Here is a 17,418-nt window from a genome sequence, read left to right as displayed (position 1 = left end):
CTTAGATCACCATCTTTGCCTTGAAGCGAAGGAATCCGATGCTCGCTTTCGATGATGCACGTCACTACCAGCCGAATGTCGCTCACGAGAGCGTCCCGGCGCTCTGTAACAATAAACTTCTCGCACGTCTTTCGGTGGCCGGTCGGGCGATCATCTTACGTCACGCGGAACCGACGCCGCTGGAGACACGTCAGGTGCTTCAAGAGCGGAATGTTCAGCTACAGAACGCTTATCTGATCGAGAGCGGCATGGCTTCGATGGTGGCCAAGGCCGATGAGGGGCGCTCGACAGTCGAAGTCCAGACTCTCGGTGTCCACGATTTTGTCGGCTTGCCGCTATTACACGGTGTCGAAGTGTCTCCTCACCGATGTATTGTGCGGGCTCCCGGAATCGCACTTCGCATCGATGCAAGGATATTTAAGGAGATGCTTGCGGCGCAGCCGGAGTTTCAAAAGCTCCTGCTACGTTATTCCCATGAGGTGGCCGTGCATGCGTCGCAACTGATCGCATGCAATACAAAACATAACCTTAGACAGCGTCTCGCCCGCTGGCTCCTCGTCGCGAGCTCCCGATTAGGAGCAGATCGTATCGACATCACCCATGACGGATTAAGCCGAGCAATTGCAGTCCGACGCGCAGGTGTCACCACTGAGATGGGTCGTATGGAGCAGGTCGGTCTCATTCGGCGAAGTAGGGGCGCCATACTTATTGAAAATCGCAAGGGACTCGAAGCGACCTCTTGCGCTTGCCATCGGCTGTTGAGAGCCGGAAACTCAAAATCTCCTATCTCTACTCAGACGCAAAGTTGGTGTGAAGAACTTCGTGCCGTTGAAATTTCGCAAACTAAGCGCAGGTCGTCCCTGCTGATCGAGCCTGCTTAGATGCAATCATGAGTGATGCAAAGCGAAACACGGCCGCTAAGACCCTCGCTTCAATGACAATAGAATCATCTCGCGAGGCGGGTAATGACAATCGCATCAACGTACATGATCTTCGAATGAGTAATAAGCAGGAGAGCAACCGAGAGGCAGTTGTAGTGGTGCTCGCAATTTTAACACTGATCACATTGTTACCGTTCTTGCTGATTTGAGCTTGAAGCGATGAGGAGGGAATATGAAAAGGACTGAAGGGACTTGGGATAGTGCCACAAAGATCAGGGCAACTATCGACGCAATGGTCGAGGAGGCGGCACGTCGGACCGCAAGCGCTGCATTCGGGATAATTGAGCGATTCCGCCAAGTGGCGAGGCAGGCAGCCGGCGGAACATTTTGCGTCAACAGGCGCCGTCAACCTTCTTCGCGCCGGGGGCGAGCACCCATCAATCGTCAAAAAGCCATGCTCCGTTGATCCCGGCTCGCGTATTTAGAACCTCCAAGCCTTTGGATCACCCATGAAGCTTTTGCGGCTCGCTGTAATTGCGGTCCTTCTGATTGTATCGCCATCGCCCTTTGGGTTAGATGGCAGAGTCTCTCCAGCCGCTGCCGCGCCGGGCGACTCACAAGCCGCACCTACAACCTCGGCTGAGGAAGCGGTCGCTCCAAAACGGGACGAAGATCTTCCGACAGTTCCAGCGCCGGTGTTTCCCGATGCTCAAGGCAAGTTGAATTTCTGGAAGGAGACATTGGATACAGCGGAGCAGGCGCTCCGATTTCGCGTGATTTCCGAGACAACGCTCGACGACCTGCGCGATCGCGCTGGTCTCGTTCAAGCAGGTGTCCGCGAACTCATCGGTGAAATGACGCCAAAGCTTGACGAAGTTACGCAACGCGCTGCGGAGTTGGCGCCGAGCGCTGCGGATGCGGCATCGCAGTCCGATGACATCAAGCTGGAGCGCGCCAAGCTTGTGGCGCAGAAAGTGGCGCAGCAAGGCATCGTTCAACAGGCCAGACTGCTGAACGTGCGCGCGCAGCAAGTCGCTGACGCCATCTCGGACCGACGCCGCGCAATTTTCACAGATTCAGTTACAGAACGCTCGCCCAGCGTTCTAAACCCCTCATTCTGGCTGGACCTCGCCGCGACCATTCCCGACACCGTATCGCGACTGCGCGAGCTTGTGTCGCGCTGGGTCGACAGTCTCGCGTCGCAGCCATTGCGTGCTTTCTCGGGCGTTGCGATCGCGGCTATTGTTGTCTTGGGATTTTTCCTTCCGCCCGGCCGTCGTTGGCAGTTGCGCTGGACGTCGCGCGACCAGCAAGTCGTCGCTCCGCCGGAATTGCGCAAGCCAGGCAGTGCGGCGGCAATTGTTTTCGTTGGCACTGTGATTCCTGGTGTCGCGCTTCTTGTACTTTATCACGCCTTGATTGCGCTTGCTGTGCTGCCACTCGATGTTGCGGGGATCGTCCGCGCACTTTTCGTGGGAACGACGTTTGCAGCATTCTTCTCCAGTCTTGCGACCGCCGTGCTGGCACCGGGACGCCCATCATGGCGATTGATCAAAATCGAAGATGCAGTCGCCGAGGGAGTCGTACCGTTGGCCGTCCTGCTTGGTTTTGCCGCTGCCGCCGGCGTGCTCATCGACGCGACCAATCGAACGATCTCGGCACCGACCGCGCTGCTGACCTTTAGCCAGGCCAGCATTGCTTTGATCAAGGCCGTCCTGTTTATCGCGGTGTTGCGTGCATTTGCGCCGACCACGACCGATGAGGATGAAACAGCCGTTGCGGATCTTCGCGGTCGCTCGGCATGGCGGCTACTCATTCCGCTCGGATGGCTGGCAGCCATGGCCACGGTCCTGGCCGCCATAAGCGGATATGTGGCCTTTGCGCGCTTCGTGACCGGGGAAATGACGATCATCTGCGCGGTGCTGATGAGCCTGATCCTGCTGAGTCAGCTCAGCGATGCGCTCGTCAGCGCAACCTTCGCCTTCCAGGGGCGGACAGGACGGTTTCTCCGGCAGACTGCCGGTCTGGGGAATGCGGCGGTCCGTCAGATCGCCACGCTCATCAGTGGAGTTCTGCAACTGGCCCTGATCGGCCTGGCCGCGTTCACAGTGCTGGCCACATGGGGAATCAACTCCGATGATGTTCTCGGCTCCGTCTCGTCGGCGTTCTTCGGCTTCTCGATAGGGCAATTCACCATCTCGCCTTCGGCCATTCTCGGTGCCATCGTCGTTCTGATCGTCGGCATGGCAGCGACAAGGGCGTTGCAACGATGGCTCGATGGCCGTTTCCTTCCGGAAACCAATCTGGATCTCGGCGTCCGCAGCTCGATCCGTACCGGCGTCGGCTATCTCGGCATCATCCTGGCCGTGATTGTCGCGCTTTCATATGTCGGCCTCAACCTGCAGAATATCGCGATCGTCGCGGGCGCGCTGTCTGTCGGTATCGGGTTCGGTCTGCAGTCCATCATCAACAACTTTGTCTCGGGACTGATCCTATTGGTCGAGCGACCGATCAAGGTTGGGGACCGGATCGAGGTTGGTGCCCGCATGGGCGTTGTCAAACGCATCAATGTCCGTGCCACCGAGATCGCGACCTATGACAATGTCTCAGTCATCGTCCCCAATGCCGATCTCATCAGCGGCCAGGTCGTCAACTGGATGCACGGCAGCTATACGGCGCGCCTGTCGGTCATGGTGCGCACCGCCTACGACACGGATCCCGACCAGGTCATTGCAACTCTGCTTGATATCGTCAGCCAGCATGAGCGGGCGCTGAAGATACCCGAGCCATTCGCCATCCTTGGCAATTTCGGCGCTGATGCGCTGGAATTCACCGTGTTCTTCCATGTCGGCAATATCAGCACCGATGCGGGCGTCGCCAACGACGTCCGGCTGGAGATCTTGAAACGATTCCGGCGCGAAGGCATCGAGATCCCGTTCGCGCAGCGCGATCTCCGACTGCGCGACCTCGATCGGATCGAGGCGATCTTTCACCAGGCGGGAAAACCTGACTCCAAGAGCGAGGGTGCGAGTGGATAGAGTCGTCGACCATCAGCACATTCTGCAGCCGCACGATCGGTTTGAGGTGCTTCGTCAAGCCGATTGCTGGAAGATACGGGACAAGGAAAGCGACACGGTCGTGCCGGTTATCCAAGGGCAGGGCGATGCCATCCTGCGAGGAGAGGCTCAGTTGATCTGTGACTGGCTGAACCGGACCTGCAGCGATTTTGCTGGCAACGCAGCATGAACTCGCAGCCGACACATCCTTCCAAGGTGAGGCAACATAGATCGACGTTCGGTGCGGTGTATCAGCGCATGCACGCCAAACCTCGCAGCAATTATCGATCCTGCCAGCGAGAGAGAAGTTATCTCATTGGTCAATATGTTGACTTCGCCTTGGATCGCATGATCTGATTTCGAAAAATAAACATATCTCGCTCGACGAGAAATTCAGGAGGACGCCTCGATGCCCGATCATGGCAAGACGATCAACCGACGTAACCTTGTGGGGGGATCGCTGGCAGCGGCATTGGCAATGCCTGCGATTGTAAGCTCGGCCAACGCTCAAGAGAAAGTGTCCTGGAAGGTACAGGCGCATTGGCCAAAGGCGTCGGGGTCTTACAACGACAGTCTCGTCGTGTTGCAGAAGGAGCTTGAGCAGCGAACCGGCGGCCGCTTCAAGCTCGAATTGTTCGGTGCCGGCGAGATCGCCAAGGATCGCGAGATCTACAATATCGTGCGCCGCGGCGTCGTGCCGATGGGGACGATCTCGCCCGGCTATGTGCTCGGCGAGGCGCAGGCGATGGGCCTATATTACGGCGTCCCGGGTGCGCTGCGCGAGAGCTGGGAAATGATGCATGTCACCAAAAATCTCGGCATCGAGAGGATGGTGAATGACGAGCTGCAGCCGAAAGGTGTGATGATGCTCGGCGACAAGGCTTATCCGACAGAGATCGTGTTGAAGAAAAAGATCACGTCGGTCGCGGATCTTGGCTCGTTAAAGGTTCGCTCTGCGGGGACGATGCTTGAATATCTTGCCGCAGCAGGCATGGCGCCGCAGCAAGTCGCCGGGCCCGAGATCTATCAGGCGATGTCGACGGGGGTGGTCGATGGTGCCCATTGGGGCGCTGCGGTCGGTGCGTTGTCGATGAAGTTCTGGGAAGTCGCGCCATTTCACATGAAGCCTGCACTCGGCTTCACGAACGACGTCTATGTCTTCAATCTCGCGGCTCTGAACAAGCTTCCAGCCGATCTTCGGCTCATCCTGACGTCCCTCGTTGAGGAGCGCTATTACCGGCGGACGATCGAATACCTACAGCAGGAAGCTGTGGCCCTGAGCACGGGCCGGGCAAAGATGAATGTCGAGGTCGTCCGTTTTCCCGATGACGTTCTGAAGAAACTTTCCGAAGCCTCGAAGGTCATCATGCAGAAAGAGATCGACAAGGGGCCCATTGCGGCGGCGGGCGCCGAGGCGATGAACAAGCTGAGGGGCGACCTCGGTTACGTCTGACATCGAACCGGCCGGTGAGATCACCACGAGCATGTGCGACTGCGCGCAGGGGGAGGCGGGTTCGATCCGCGTCCCCGCTGCCGCTCAAGAGGTTCGGATGACGAGATGCTGAAACTGGCCAGAGCTGTGACATCGCTTAATGCGGTGATCGGACGGGTTGCCTCATGGCTGATCGTGCCGATGTTCGTCCTTCTGCTCGCCGACGTCGTCATGCGCTATGTGGTCGGTCGGGCCGCGATCTGGACGGCGGAATTCGCCCAGCTCATTTTCGGCGTCTATGCCGTCATCGCGGGCGGCTATCTGTTGGTCGAACGCGCGCATGTCAATGTCGACATCATCTATGGCCGCTTTAATCGCGTGAAGAAGGCCATCGTCGATCTCGCGACCTCGTTCCTGTTTTACATCTTCATGGGCGTGCTGGTCTATCAGGGGATCGATATGGCCTGGGAATCGGTGGCGCAGCGCGAGACGTCGTCGAGTATCTGGGATCCGTATATCTGGCCCGTCAAGATGGTCATTCCGGTGGCCGGCATTCTTCTGCTTTTGCAGGGCATCGTGCGAACGGTGTCGGACATCCGCACCGTGAATGGGGCAGAGAACGATCCGGCCACATTCGGCAAGCAGGCCTCCGACGAACCCACTCATTGAACGAACGGACCCATCGTGTCAGTCGAGCTTCTCACACTGCTGTTCTTCGGCTCTCTGCTATTCTTCCTTTTCGTCGGAACTCCGCTCGTCTTCACCCTGGGCGGCATTTCCTGCATCTTCTTGTATTTCACGATGGGGCCGGTGGGCTTCTATATCGTCGCCTCCAAGTTCTGGGACTCGATGATGAGCTTCACGCTCATCGCCATCCCGATGTATGTGTTCATGGCGATGCTGCTGGAGAAGTCCGGCGTCGCCAACAACCTCTACCGGATGATGCATGTCTGGTTCGGTGGGTTCCGCGGCGGCCTCGCCATCGGAACAGTCGCAATCTGCGCGGTATTCGCTGCGATGAGCGGCATTAGCGGAGCTGCGGTGGTTACTATGGGCACGATCGCGTTACCGCGGATGCTGGAGCGCGGCTACGACAAACGTTTGGCAGTGGGGGCGATAAATTGCGGTGGCGGCTGGGGAATTCTCATTCCGCCGTCAATTCTAATGGTGCTCTATGCGATGTTGACCGAGGTCTCGGTCGGACGACTTTTCGCATCGGGCATCGGGCCCGGAATTCTGCTGTTCGCGCTTGTGTCGATCTATATCGGCCTTCGTGCTTGGCTCCAGCCGTCGCTTGCGCCGGCGTTGCCGATGGAGGAGCGCGGCGACTGGCGCTTGAAGCTGGAGTCGCTGAAGGCGGTGTTTTTGCCGTTGTTCATCGTGGTCCTTGTGCTTGGTGCGATCTTCGGCGGTTTTGCGACGCCTACCGAGGCGGCTGCGCTCGGTGTTTTCGGCGCCCTGGTGGCCTCTGCGGTCCACCGCAAATTGACGGCGGAGGTGCTGAGTGACGCTGCGATCCAGACATTGCGTCTCACCGCGCTGGTGATGTGGATCCTGTTCGCGGCGCATGCCTTCTCGACAGCCTATACGACACTCGGGGCCAATGAACTCATGAACCAGCTGATGACCCTCGTGCCCGGCGGAAAGTGGGGCTCACTGGCGTTCATGCTGGTCGTGCTGCTGATCCTCGGAATGGTGTTGGACCCAGTCGGCATCATGTTGATCACGTTGCCGGTGTTCCTGCCCGTGATCCAATCGTATGGTTTTGACGCAATCTGGTTCGGCGTGATCTTCATCATCATGATGGAGATTGGATATATGACACCACCATTCGGCTTTAACTTATTCTACTTAAAGAGCGTTGCGCCGCCCGAAGTTACGATGAGCGACATTTATTGGTCGGTCATCCCATATGTGCTTGTAACGATGCTCGGAGTTCTCATCATCATCTTGTATCCAGACATCGCGCTGTATTTCCCGAACCTGTTCTTTGGTCCTGCGAAGTAGCATCGCTTCAGCGAACTGAGCAAACTAATTGGTTGGCGGCGTCGGGTGTTGTCCGAATGCCGACGAGCCAGGGGCGATGGCGCCATCATCAATGGCGTTATTTGTCCAGCGCCAGAAATGCCGAGCTTTCGGTTATCGGTAGAGCCTGTGCTGAAGTCCCGCATAGGATCGCCGGTAGCTGTGTCTTCACCGTCGCAACTGGCGCAAAGCTGACGTCGCGGTCAACCCTGTTCGAATATGCGAGGCTGAATATGGTGCTCATATTAACGGAGCGCCCTACTATGTCTCTTGGAAGACAAGCGAAGACCCTAACCAAAGGTCAAGCCGAAGCTATTCTCGGCTTTCTCCTAAAGTCTCGATACCCCATTCGAAACCGAGCCATCTTCCTCTTGTCCCTCAAAGCTGGACTGAGGGCCAAGGAGATTGCCCTCCTGTCCTGGGAGATGATCACCGATGCGGACGGGCAAGTCGGTCAGGCCATCCACCTTCAGAACAAGGCGAGTAAAGGCAGGTCAGGCCGGATCATCCCTATGAACGGTGAGCTCAAGTCGGCCCTTCAGGATCTGAAGGATCATCTTGGACCCAAAGTCGGGAAACACGTCATTTCAACTGAGAGGTCAGATCGAGTCAGCCCCCAGACAATCGTGAACATGTTTTCTCGCTGGTACGAGGTGCTGGGCTTCACCGGCTGTTCAAGCCACAGCGGCCGAAGAACGTTCATCACTAATGCTGCTCGGAGGATCTCGGCGGTGGGCGGATCAATCCGTGACGTTCAGGAGCTGGCTGGCCACACGAATCTTCGCACCACGCAGCGTTACATCGACGTCGATGCAGACGCGCAGCGAAAAGTCGTTCAGATGCTATAAGACGGCAGCGCTCACGATTGTTGCATTCGAGTCAGCCAGATGAGCACGTGCGGCCCGACGTTCCAATTTTTCGGTTTACGGAGAGTAGGTGATCCCGTAGAGCACATTTGTGCTCTACGTTGCTTGCTCAATGTACGTCGTGGCGTCCTGCGGCTCAGCTCCCATCGTTATTGCTCACCATGAAAAAGCCCGGTCGCAAGACCGGGCCTTCGTCGTCAATAGTCGCTTCGCAGTAAGCCTTACCAGCCCATTCCGCCGAATTTGTAGTTCAAACCGGCGCGGACAATATGGCCATCGTTCCTGAAGCTAGAGATGTAACCGCCAGCGCCCGCAACGCCTGGCAATACCGGAACAGTCACGTCGTTACGGCCGAGATCGTAGTAGAGATACTCTGCCTTGACGGTCCAATTTCCGGTCCATGCATGCTCGATGCCGCCGCCGACCGTGTAGCCGGTGCGGGTGTCGCGGCTGCTGCCAGCGAATTGCGCGACGTTGGCGGCGTTGTTGAAGACCGCCGTGTTCTCGACGCGGCCATAAGCGAAACCGCCGGTGGCGTACACGAGGGTGCGATCCCAAGAGTAGCCGACGCGACCACGCACCGTGCCGAAGTAATCCATGCGCGACGACAAAGAATTGTTTAGTGGCGAACCAGCCGGCGCAGCACCGCCGAGGGCGGGCGGCAGGATCGTCACAAAATTCGTCGTCGAGTTGACGTCGGTATACGAGATGTCAGTCTCAAAGCCCCACACCCAAGGGGTATTGGACTGCCAGTTCCAACCCATTTGGCCGCCGCCGATAAAGCCGTCACGGTTGACGCCCACTGACGGAGCGCGAGCGCCAGCGGCTACGTTGGCGATGTTGCCGGCAAGGATGCCCGACGTTTCGACGCCAGTGCGATCACCGAACGTGTAGCCCGCGTGAAGACCAGCATAAAAGCCCGACCAATTGTAGATTGGAGCAACAACAGGCGCGGCCTTGGTGTACATGCGCGGTGCCATGTCAGCGGCGAGAGCAGGCGCGGTCAACGCGACTACTGCAACAGAACCCAGCAAGATCTTCTTCATAACGTTCCTCATTCCCAAGCCATTGCGGCGAGAAACCATAGGTGAGGCGGGAAGATTCAGGTGTGGCGGATTTATCGCAGCCGATCCGGAGCTATGGCTACGCTGGGTGCGTCTCTGGTATCCTGCTGTCGGATTCAGTCGTGAGTGGTAATTCGCTCTTGTGCGTCAAGTGCGCGCACCGTGCTTGTTGGGTCATGGTCGATAAGGATGCGAGGAATTATGGGCGTCGATCTCTTGAATATCGAGGGGCTGTCGACACCGAAGCAGGACGATCCTGTCGTCATGATTAATTTCATGCGCTTCCGAAAGACATCGTTGGATGGGGATGGTTCTGGTTGGGACGCCTACCTACGATACAGCGCTCTAACCGTTCCGATGATAAAGGCCCGTGGCGGCACGTTGCTCTGGACTGGCAACGCACAGGCCGTCGCATTGGGCATTCCTGACGCGCATCGCTGGGACTATATAGCGTTGGTTTACTATCCGACGGTGCGTACATTCATCGAAATGATGACATCTCCGGATTACGAGCTGCAATGTGATCCGCATCGCCTTAACGGATGCGAGGACCACGTCATCCTCTGCACGACGGAAGCCTACAGCAAATTCAGGCATGGTCCGTAGTCAGGGGCAAGCTCTCCGCCCGGCGCCGATGAACCCCGCGAGTGACAGCTATTCGTCGCCAGAAAAACCGAGGGCGGGACTGGCTATACTGCGCGTGCACGCAGGGCTCAGCTCGTCTCATTGTTCACCACGAGGACGGCTTGCGAGATCGGCTGCCGGTCGCGATCACCGTCGCGACCAAAGTGAAGAATATGATCAATGTAATGACGTCGTGAAGGTGGTCGTCGATCATCAGGGAAGTGCCCTCCTGCCAGCCTCAGTCGCGACGAGCTGGCCGTCCCGATCTTCGACCCATCCGAGCTCTCGGAGACGCTGGATCTTCGCGTCGCTGACCTTCAAGAAGTCTTGCCGTCCCGCAATGATATCTCGGAGCACCCAGCGAAGAGCGATCTCATCCATAATTTCAGTCATGCAGTATCCAATGTTGGGGACTCACCGGCCGCGTGACGGCTACTAGGATGGCTTCCACTTTTCGATCCGGTCTAGCGCCGTCCGAAAATAATCGATCACCTCTGTAACGTCTTTGGGGTTGGGCGGCGCCCCGCCCGTATCGTCCAGAAGAGCCAGGATATTACGTTCGTACTCGACGAAGTACCCGTCGCCTATGAGAAAGTCGTGTTGTGGAAAGCGATCTTCAAGTTCGGACATCATCCGCGTTTGCTGAGCGCTTGTTGCCCTAGGGCTCATTAGAAATATGAATGTCGTCATTGCCGAACCCGCGCGGCGGCGAGGCGGGGTCGCCGGCTGCAATCATCGGCGACCCCGCGCGCGCCAAGGCTGAGTGGGGGCAGCCAAGTCTGCGTAGCTTGCTTTTTGAGCGATTGCGCGACGCTTCTCATCCCGCAATTTGTCGCAGGGCAAGGCGGTTCGGCACAAGCAAAAACAGGCGCGTAAGCGACCGAAGCCAGTTGATACTAAGCCAAACGACGCTTTTCTCGAAGCCTCTTGGCTGCCTGAACTCCTGCGCCTGTCAGGCTGTAGTGAATGGCCTTTTTGGTCGAGCGCCCCTTGGCCCAGCCGAGGTCTTCCAATCGTTTGAATGGGTTCAGCGCAGCGTCCACCGCCACGCGAATGGAACTGCCGAGGGCATAGATATCCATGGCTAGTTGTTTGTCCTGCTCTTCTGGACTCGGCATGGCGCCTCAACAATGAAACCGGTTAAAAAACAGCCCTCAAGCGACTGAGGGCTGGCAATGGAAAATGGCTAGATGAAACTACTTTGCGGGGAAATGTTGTCTCGGCCGACATTGCCCGAAAATCATACGAACACTGGCCCTACTGTCGGGCCGCTAGCGGACACTTCTGCGGATTGTCCTCAATGATTATTCGGTAACGATGGGATTTTGCTGCGCGTCTGCCGCCCGGCAAAGCGCCTTACTGTAAGCCTGAGGTCTCTTCGTGCCATCTTTGAGTATGTGCCACCACTGTCCGACCCGACCTTCTCCGACGATGACACCAGTGAAGTCGTTAAGAGCGAATGCGGCCTGAGATCGTACCTTGCTTCAAGTTTACGGTACACGGCATGCCAATCGGTTGCTCAGTACCCGGACCAAACAGGCCTTTATCAGTCGCGCAATACTTCCCAATCCCGTCAGGCACCACACGGCCACGGTACAGTTTCCCGGTAGGGTCTCGTCCTATACATGCGCTGTTAATCGGGCGCACCTCGCCAGGTCCAAAAAGGCCGACCCGCGTAGCGCAGAGTTTTCCTACAGCTGAACCTGGTTGCTGCTCATCTCCTGCGGGGAGATTGCGGTGTCGCACGTAATCGCTCGCCACCGGACCCTGTATTTCACTTGCGTAGATCGGCGGGCTGCCGCCAAGCACGCTGCGTTCCGTGCTGTCGGCCTCTTCGGCGGGCGCCGCTGATCCAAAGAGGAGAACTACAGTCGCAAGGCTGAAGGCGAGGTGCTGTGTCATACAAATCTCTATCACCAGCTATCGGTCGGGCTTCGCCGCGGCGAAAAATAGAGGATCGATCAGGCGGCCATACTGCCGCTCGACCACCTGACGTAATTCGCCGAGGACTGCATCATAGCGTGCATCGGTCGGGGCGATATGACCAAAATCTGCGGCATCTGGGCTCGCCTCCGCAAGACGTCGCATTGCTACCGGCAGCGCCACCGGAATGAAGGCATTGGCGACGAGGTTGCTCACCGTCAGCAGTAGGCCCCGCATGACAGGCTCGCCCAGCATCGTGGACAGCACGAAATTGCGGCCATGGCCTTCGGGCGCCTGGATATGCACCAGCGGCGAGCGCTCATGCGGGATCGCGAGATGGCCAATGACCTGGCCCTTGGTGAATTTGCGGCCGGACTTCTGCACCAGCACCATGCCCGGCACGCTCTCGTCCCACTCGATGGCGACGCAGAGCGCATCTACATGGCCGGCCTCGGCGATCGAGGGTAGCACCAGGCGATAGGTCTGCAGATAGCCGGTCCAGGCGGCGCGGGAATAGCCGCCGAGATGCTTCGCGGCGTAGCTGTTGTTGCGCACGAAGCCGGTGCGCTCGAGCACGATCTGCAGCGTGGCGTCCGAATAGATGCCGGTCATCAGCTTGTCGATGGTGCTCTTGCCGAGCTTGGTCTGGAAGCTGAATTCCTCGCGCGAGATCCGGTTCACCGCCAGATAGCGCTTGATGTCCCGGCCCACGCGGCGCTTGTCGTCATCCTCAGCCATCGGAAAGTGCTCCGGAAATATCGGAAGGTTTTGGAAGGATATTGGGAAATGCGGAAATTGTCGATGATATTCGCGGAAAGACCGGCGTCCTACACATGAACCGTCAGCAACGAGCTGGCTCATTCAAAACCAACCAGGACACAGGAGCTACCCCATGAAACTCTCCCTCATCGCCGCCGGTCTCGCCATCGCCGTCTCCACCTTCGCCCTCGTCGAAGTCCGCAACATGGTTCCCGCCACCGCGACCGCCAATGCGGCAACGGACACCGCCATTGTCGCCCCGGCCCCTGCCCCGCTGCCGGTGCTGCTGCCGGTTCCGGCCCAGATCGGCGGCCAGAAGATCGCCCCCGCCGCGCAGGAAGGCATGTCGTGCCTGATCGACAAGAAGAACGACAAGGATGCCTGCGGCGACGTCGCCATGAAGCGCGAGATCGCCAAGTGCGTCGCCGGCATCGGCGTGCAGGGCGGCTGCTTCGACTTCTTCAACAAGAAGCCGATCCCGGCCGAAGCCGCCAAGCCGCAGCCGCGCCGCACGGAACAGCGCCGCAGCCACAACCACTTCCACCACATCCACCACATCCAGCACCTGCGCACGGCCGACCTGCGGATGCTGGCCCGCGGCTGGTTTTAATGGGAGGCGCTTTGTTGTAGGCTTGGGACATTGCGCGCTTAAGCTTAGTCATTTTTGACCCCACAGGCTTTGTCCCGAGATGTCGTTATTGACCGGTTGTTCTATACGCAGCACGCCCGCCCTTTTCCCCATGCGATCTTCCTCAGGCGCGACAGTGGACTGTCGCGCCTTCGGGCGTGTGCTGGCCACCTTGCTACTTCTGTTCATGGCGCTGCTGGAGAGCGCGCCGCACGCCAAGGCGCAGTCGCGCGAAGCCGCGCTCGAAGCCTGCCGCGCGCGGGTTGGACGGCCGATCGTCGGCCCTTGCATGCGCGCTGGTGGCGATCTCGAATCGTGCCGTGCACGCGCTACCCCTGCAGTGCGCCAATGTATGATGAACACGTTTGGCGGCGGCGGTTTAGGTGGCGGCGGTGGCCGCTTACAGGAAGCCGCCGCTAGCGGACGAGCACGGACCGCTCGCGTTGCTGAAGCCCCAAAGCGACGCGACGCGGCAAAGCCTTCGAAGACCGCCGTTGCGGCGGCTCCTCCAGCCGTGCCTGCAATTGCGCCAGCGGCGATTACGCCGCCGACCAACGATCGAGTTGCTGTGACGGGTGGACGACGTGTCGCGCTGGTGATCGGAAATAGCAACTATGGCCACGTCCCAGTGCTGCCAAATGCCGCAAATGATGCTAGAGCTCTACACCGCGAACTCATGGAGGCCGGCTTTCAATCAGTCACCCTAAAGCTCGATCTAAGGCGGGAAGATCTCGTAGTTGCACTGAGCGAGTTTGCCCAGGTAGCGGACAACGCAGACTGGGCGGTGATTTACTACTCGGGCCATGGGATCGAATACAAAGGTAACAACTATCTTATCCCAATAGATGCGAGGTTGCGCGTCGACCGCGATATCGATCTTGAGTCGATCGATATCGGGAAGGTGCTAAGCGCTGCCGAGTCGGCGCGTCGCCTCCGTCTGGTGGTGTTAGATGCTTGTCGGAACAATCCATTCCTTGATCAGATGAAGCGTACTGTGGCAACTCGCGCGCTGACTCGCGGACTGGCACGCACTGAGCCAGATGCCGGTACGCTTATCGTGTATTCGGCCAAGCACGGCGAGCTGGCGCTCGATGGCGACGGTGACAATAGCCCCTTCGCGCTCGCGCTGCTACGCCGCCTCAAGACACCCAACCTAGAAATTCGGCGACTGTTCGATCTGGTGCGCGACGATGTTCTGTCGGCAACCAACAAAAAACAGCAGCCTTATAGCTACGGGTCGTTGTCTGGGAGCGAAGATTTCTTCTTTACTGCGCGCTAGTGTCGCTCCAGCGGGGTATCGGACTAAGATCACAGCAATGGGGACGTTTGCGTGACCCGAGTACGCCAAAAAAAATTCAGCGATGATTAAATTTCTTTGGATCTTCAATCGGGCTTTCTGCGCGCGATAAATACAATTGAAATCTCAGTTATGGATGCATTTGAGCGTCCCCGCGACGGTCTGAAACTCACGGACTTATCGCGAAGGAAAAACACGGTGGCCTGAGACACCGGACGGTCGTGAGCCGTACGACGCACGAACGACTAAAGCTGGCAATGGTCGCAAAACGAAGCCGGCAAGAGAGATGGGAAAGCTTTGGTCCATCTAGAACCGCGATGATCGATGAAATGGTCCGCAGGTTTGAGCGTCACAAGCAGAGGGTGAAAGATCGATCCGCAAGACCCGGTCTTACCAATTGGTTCCTCTATTTCATCGATGCCGATGTCGCTCACAGACTTCGGCATGGCTTTGCTAGAGAACAGTAGCCGTAACGTCAAAAATGGCTACTCTCCGATAGCAAAGCTATATCCACTGACGGGCGCTACCCTACCGTGCGGTTTGGATCGGATTGAACAAGAAAATCTGAAGTGCCGAAGGCTCACCCGAACGAAGTGAGGGTGAGAAATCGTGAGTACACAGTCACAACTGGTGAAACCAAGATTTAGACAATGCCCATACATCCTTACAAACAAAATTTCGAGAAGATGCTCGCAGCATTCGGAGAAGACGATAGCTGGTTGGATCCATCAGAGTCGGGCGAGCTGGATAATGAGACAGTAGTCGATATGTTCTTCTGTATCCAAGAAAGCGCGACTAACGAAGAGAGCATCGTTGGCAGGCTGTTTCGAGAAGCAAAGCTTGATCCTAAAAATCCATTTCATTGGCTCGATTTAATGGATGGCATCGGCTCTGTTTTTTACTATGAGAAACAGAAAGCTGGAGCACCGCTGAAGTGGTCGCCGGAATTTCGCGAGACGCTAGGAGCTCGCTTCGATCAGGAAGCTGGCAACAACCCATACGCGACCGATGAAGAGGTTGCGGCGTCCCTCCGTCGCAAGTTTAAGGAGTATACACAGGAACCGAAGACGATCACCCGGATTATTGGGCAGTTGCGGAAGAGTGGGATCGTCAAATCTCTGCCAAATCGCAATACTCGGTCGCAAAAATAGGTTTCCGTATTGATGCGCAGCGCACCAGCGTATCCCAATGGACGACCAGGCGTGGTGCCTGGTCGGCATTTTGGAGCACGCACCTTGAAGTCGATTAAACAAATTCGCATCGACCACGTTCTGAACCGAATTCGCTATCAATGCGAAGAGGAGTATGAAGAGTTACGTGGCTCGGAGGTCAAAGACGAGCTGGACTACGACCATGAGAGCGAAGACCTGAGAACTCGAGAGTTTCTCGAACAGGCTCACATCGCCCTCCGCAAAAGAACCGTAATGGCGAAGATGTTGGGTGTCGATTACATCGACCATGATACATTCGCCTCAGCAAAGATCGCTATCAACGGCGTCACTCGCGATCTCCCGCACACCGAGATCGCAGAGCTGGATCGAGCGTTCAAGGCCATCGGTGCCTTCATTGCTCACCATCCGTCATACAGTTCAACATAGGTCAGCTGGGCAAGTCATTGAAGAAAACCGAAAGGCTACCGCTTCACAGCGGTAGCCTTTTTCATGCTTTCCGATTCGCGAAATCAAGTTTCGGTATTACCGCGAGTAGGGTCCCCGTATCCCGTTAACAGTCGACGGTCGCCGTGACCGCGATGACAACAGGAGCATTACAATGAAGTCCAAGACCCGCATAATTGTCGATTCGACAATGAGCATGATCTGTAACGCAGAAATGGAGGCTTTCGAAGATCTCCAAGACGAAGGTATTGTGAAGTCGTTGCAATACGACCACGACTACGCTGACTTTCAAGCGCAAAATCTGAGCGAGATTGTTCACCAAGCGATGCGCAAATCGTCTTCGATGGCCAATCTGTTTTTCATGAGATCCATTGATGACGTCACGTTTGAAGCTTTGAAGGCATCTGTCGAGGCGTCCGTTCCGGATGGAGAGTACCGGGAGAGTCCTGACCTTGACCGGACATTCCTCGCAATGGCGCTCTTCTTGCGGTCCCATCCAGCACATGCCGCCTTTTTCGACAAGAGCGGAACGGACAAAAAAATCGTCGCAATCGGGTAAGCGATGCACTGCTTCAAGAGGCCACCGCTAGTGCGGTGGCTTTTTTTATTTCGCCATTCGCACATTTAGGTTTCCGTATTAGTGCGAGCGACAGGCGGCGATATCAGTCCAGCCAGAATGGCTGGCGAAAGATAATGCAGGAACGATCAATATGAAGAACACGACGTTTGAGGTGCCGGACCATGCCGGCTCAGCGGAGGATGAGGACGGGCGCGCACAGACGCCAAATCGCGAGAGTGCGCAAATCATTCCTTTCCCCAAAGCGCAGCCCGCATGGATGCAAGGGGAGGCAGACTATTACGATCTGCACGACGGGGATGACGACACGCCGCAACACACGAGCATGCCTTTGGACTACCACACGCGCGAAGATCGTCACTCCACGGAGGCGCTGGACTACCCGGGCGCTGTAAGCCGCGTTACGTTCGATGATCTGGTGGACGGTTTTGAAGATGTGGAGGCCTGTAAGCGGCTCTTTGGCGTTTCCATGTTGGACAACGACCTCGAAGAGGCATTGCTCGCCTCCATCCGCCAATTCGACCATTGTACGCGAGATCCGGCAGCGACGTTGTGCGGCACATTCGTCGCAACCATGATTGTCTTCCTCCATAAGCATCCCGCGTTTCAGCGCAACATTGGAGGCCCGGTGCGTCGTTTGACCGGTAACAACGGGTAGGGCGACAGGGGA

The 17,418-nt window shown here is 57.3% G+C and carries 18 protein-coding genes; 14 read left to right on the top strand and 4 right to left on the bottom strand.

What is annotated here, in order from left to right; translation table 11 throughout:
• Nucleotides 1-38 precede the first annotated feature (38 nt).
• The 7 genes from ACIQ17_RS01115 (at nt 39) to ACIQ17_RS01085 (ending at nt 8,242) form a co-directional block, all read left to right on the top strand.
• On the top strand, nt 39-881 hold the full coding sequence (locus tag ACIQ17_RS01115) for a Crp/Fnr family transcriptional regulator (RefSeq protein WP_398464474.1): 843 nt from the start codon (nt 39-41) through the stop codon (nt 879-881).
• Between the two features lie 509 nt (nt 882-1,390).
• Nucleotides 1,391-3,919 (top strand): DUF3772 domain-containing protein, encoded by a 2,529-nt coding sequence (locus ACIQ17_RS01110; RefSeq protein ID WP_398464472.1) that lies wholly within the window; start codon nt 1,391-1,393, stop codon nt 3,917-3,919.
• Complete coding sequence (locus ACIQ17_RS01105) at nt 3,912-4,127, top strand: hypothetical protein (protein WP_398464470.1); 216 nt, start codon at nt 3,912-3,914, stop codon at nt 4,125-4,127. The genes ACIQ17_RS01110 and ACIQ17_RS01105 overlap by 8 nt, the downstream gene beginning before the upstream one ends.
• A 219-nt stretch (nt 4,128-4,346) precedes the next feature.
• On the top strand, nt 4,347-5,390 hold the full coding sequence (gene dctP, locus ACIQ17_RS01100; RefSeq protein WP_398464468.1) for a TRAP transporter substrate-binding protein DctP: 1,044 nt from the start codon (nt 4,347-4,349) through the stop codon (nt 5,388-5,390).
• A 105-nt stretch (nt 5,391-5,495) separates the two neighbouring features.
• Nucleotides 5,496-6,038, top strand: a complete 543-nt coding sequence (locus tag ACIQ17_RS01095) for a TRAP transporter small permease subunit (RefSeq protein WP_398464466.1) — start codon at nt 5,496-5,498, stop codon at nt 6,036-6,038.
• Nucleotides 6,039-6,053: 15 nt separating this feature from the next.
• A complete protein-coding gene (locus ACIQ17_RS01090; protein WP_398464464.1) occupies nt 6,054-7,376 on the top strand; it encodes a TRAP transporter large permease subunit in 1,323 nt (440 codons plus the stop codon).
• A 56-nt stretch (nt 7,377-7,432) separates the two neighbouring features.
• Nucleotides 7,433-8,242 (top strand): tyrosine-type recombinase/integrase, encoded by an 810-nt coding sequence (locus tag ACIQ17_RS01085; RefSeq protein WP_398464462.1) that lies wholly within the window; start codon nt 7,433-7,435, stop codon nt 8,240-8,242.
• Nucleotides 8,243-8,481: 239 nt separating this feature from the next.
• Here ACIQ17_RS01085 and ACIQ17_RS01080 read toward each other — a convergent pair whose 3' ends face one another.
• Entirely contained in the window at nt 8,482-9,306 is an 825-nt protein-coding gene (locus tag ACIQ17_RS01080) for an outer membrane protein (protein WP_398464460.1), read from the bottom strand.
• Nucleotides 9,307-9,525: 219 nt separating this feature from the next.
• Between ACIQ17_RS01080 and ACIQ17_RS01075 the strand changes: the two genes are divergently transcribed.
• Nucleotides 9,526-9,930, top strand: a complete 405-nt coding sequence (locus tag ACIQ17_RS01075; RefSeq protein ID WP_398464458.1) for a DUF1330 domain-containing protein — start codon at nt 9,526-9,528, stop codon at nt 9,928-9,930.
• Between the two features lie 453 nt (nt 9,931-10,383).
• On the opposite strand, the gene ACIQ17_RS01070 is transcribed toward ACIQ17_RS01075, so the two are convergent.
• The 3 genes from ACIQ17_RS01070 to ACIQ17_RS01060 form a co-directional block, all read right to left on the bottom strand.
• The gene (locus ACIQ17_RS01070; RefSeq protein WP_398464456.1) at nt 10,384-10,578 is read right to left on the bottom strand and encodes a hypothetical protein; all 195 of its coding nucleotides are present in this window, start codon (nt 10,576-10,578) and stop codon (nt 10,384-10,386) included.
• Between the two features lie 266 nt (nt 10,579-10,844).
• Nucleotides 10,845-11,030 (bottom strand): hypothetical protein, encoded by a 186-nt coding sequence (locus ACIQ17_RS01065; RefSeq protein WP_398464454.1) that lies wholly within the window; start codon nt 11,028-11,030, stop codon nt 10,845-10,847.
• Between the two features lie 838 nt (nt 11,031-11,868).
• Nucleotides 11,869-12,609, bottom strand: a complete 741-nt coding sequence (locus ACIQ17_RS01060; protein WP_398464452.1) for a hypothetical protein — start codon at nt 12,607-12,609, stop codon at nt 11,869-11,871.
• 154 nt (nt 12,610-12,763) lie between these two features.
• Here ACIQ17_RS01060 and ACIQ17_RS01055 point away from each other — a divergent pair, with 154 nt between their 5' ends.
• The 6 genes from ACIQ17_RS01055 to ACIQ17_RS01030 all read left to right on the top strand — a co-directional run bounded on the left by ACIQ17_RS01055 (nt 12,764) and on the right by ACIQ17_RS01030 (nt 17,406).
• Nucleotides 12,764-13,240 (top strand): hypothetical protein, encoded by a 477-nt coding sequence (locus ACIQ17_RS01055; protein WP_398464450.1) that lies wholly within the window; start codon nt 12,764-12,766, stop codon nt 13,238-13,240.
• A gap of 79 nt (nt 13,241-13,319) precedes the next feature.
• Nucleotides 13,320-14,537, top strand: a complete 1,218-nt coding sequence (locus ACIQ17_RS01050; RefSeq protein ID WP_398464448.1) for a caspase domain-containing protein — start codon at nt 13,320-13,322, stop codon at nt 14,535-14,537.
• 668 nt (nt 14,538-15,205) lie between these two features.
• Entirely contained in the window at nt 15,206-15,706 is a 501-nt protein-coding gene (locus ACIQ17_RS01045) for a hypothetical protein (protein ID WP_398464446.1), read from the top strand.
• Between the two features lie 84 nt (nt 15,707-15,790).
• Nucleotides 15,791-16,153 carry a hypothetical protein gene (locus ACIQ17_RS01040; RefSeq protein WP_398464444.1) on the top strand — a complete coding sequence of 121 codons (363 nt, stop codon included), beginning with the start codon at nt 15,791-15,793 and terminating at the stop codon, nt 16,151-16,153.
• A gap of 172 nt (nt 16,154-16,325) precedes the next feature.
• Complete coding sequence (locus ACIQ17_RS01035) at nt 16,326-16,730, top strand: hypothetical protein (RefSeq protein WP_398464442.1); 405 nt, start codon at nt 16,326-16,328, stop codon at nt 16,728-16,730.
• A gap of 151 nt (nt 16,731-16,881) precedes the next feature.
• Nucleotides 16,882-17,406, top strand: a complete 525-nt coding sequence (locus ACIQ17_RS01030; protein ID WP_398464440.1) for a hypothetical protein — start codon at nt 16,882-16,884, stop codon at nt 17,404-17,406.
• Nucleotides 17,407-17,418: the final 12 nt, after the last annotated feature.

Source organism: Tardiphaga sp. (assembly GCF_044340795.1).
Lineage (GTDB): Bacteria > Pseudomonadota > Alphaproteobacteria > Rhizobiales > Xanthobacteraceae > Tardiphaga.
Note: the sequence above shows the minus strand (reverse complement) of the source record. Positions and strands in the feature narration are given on the sequence as shown.

Coding starts and splice junctions, on each gene's coding strand:
- ACIQ17_RS01115 (WP_398464474.1), top strand. CDS start 39: ATGCTCGCTTTCGATGATGCACGTCACTACCAGCCGAATGTCGCTCAC.
- ACIQ17_RS01110 (WP_398464472.1), top strand. CDS start 1,391: ATGAAGCTTTTGCGGCTCGCTGTAATTGCGGTCCTTCTGATTGTATCG.
- dctP (WP_398464468.1), top strand. CDS start 4,347: ATGCCCGATCATGGCAAGACGATCAACCGACGTAACCTTGTGGGGGGA.
- ACIQ17_RS01095 (WP_398464466.1), top strand. CDS start 5,496: ATGCTGAAACTGGCCAGAGCTGTGACATCGCTTAATGCGGTGATCGGA.
- ACIQ17_RS01085 (WP_398464462.1), top strand. CDS start 7,433: ATGCCGACGAGCCAGGGGCGATGGCGCCATCATCAATGGCGTTATTTG.
- ACIQ17_RS01080 (WP_398464460.1), bottom strand. CDS start 9,306: ATGAAGAAGATCTTGCTGGGTTCTGTTGCAGTAGTCGCGTTGACCGCG.
- ACIQ17_RS01075 (WP_398464458.1), top strand. CDS start 9,526: ATGGGCGTCGATCTCTTGAATATCGAGGGGCTGTCGACACCGAAGCAG.
- ACIQ17_RS01070 (WP_398464456.1), bottom strand. CDS start 10,578: ATGTCCGAACTTGAAGATCGCTTTCCACAACACGACTTTCTCATAGGC.
- ACIQ17_RS01065 (WP_398464454.1), bottom strand. CDS start 11,030: ATGGATATCTATGCCCTCGGCAGTTCCATTCGCGTGGCGGTGGACGCT.
- ACIQ17_RS01060 (WP_398464452.1), bottom strand. CDS start 12,609: ATGGCTGAGGATGACGACAAGCGCCGCGTGGGCCGGGACATCAAGCGC.
- ACIQ17_RS01055 (WP_398464450.1), top strand. CDS start 12,764: ATGAAACTCTCCCTCATCGCCGCCGGTCTCGCCATCGCCGTCTCCACC.
- ACIQ17_RS01050 (WP_398464448.1), top strand. CDS start 13,320: ATGTCGTTATTGACCGGTTGTTCTATACGCAGCACGCCCGCCCTTTTC.
- ACIQ17_RS01045 (WP_398464446.1), top strand. CDS start 15,206: ATGCCCATACATCCTTACAAACAAAATTTCGAGAAGATGCTCGCAGCA.
- ACIQ17_RS01035 (WP_398464442.1), top strand. CDS start 16,326: ATGAAGTCCAAGACCCGCATAATTGTCGATTCGACAATGAGCATGATC.
- ACIQ17_RS01030 (WP_398464440.1), top strand. CDS start 16,882: ATGAAGAACACGACGTTTGAGGTGCCGGACCATGCCGGCTCAGCGGAG.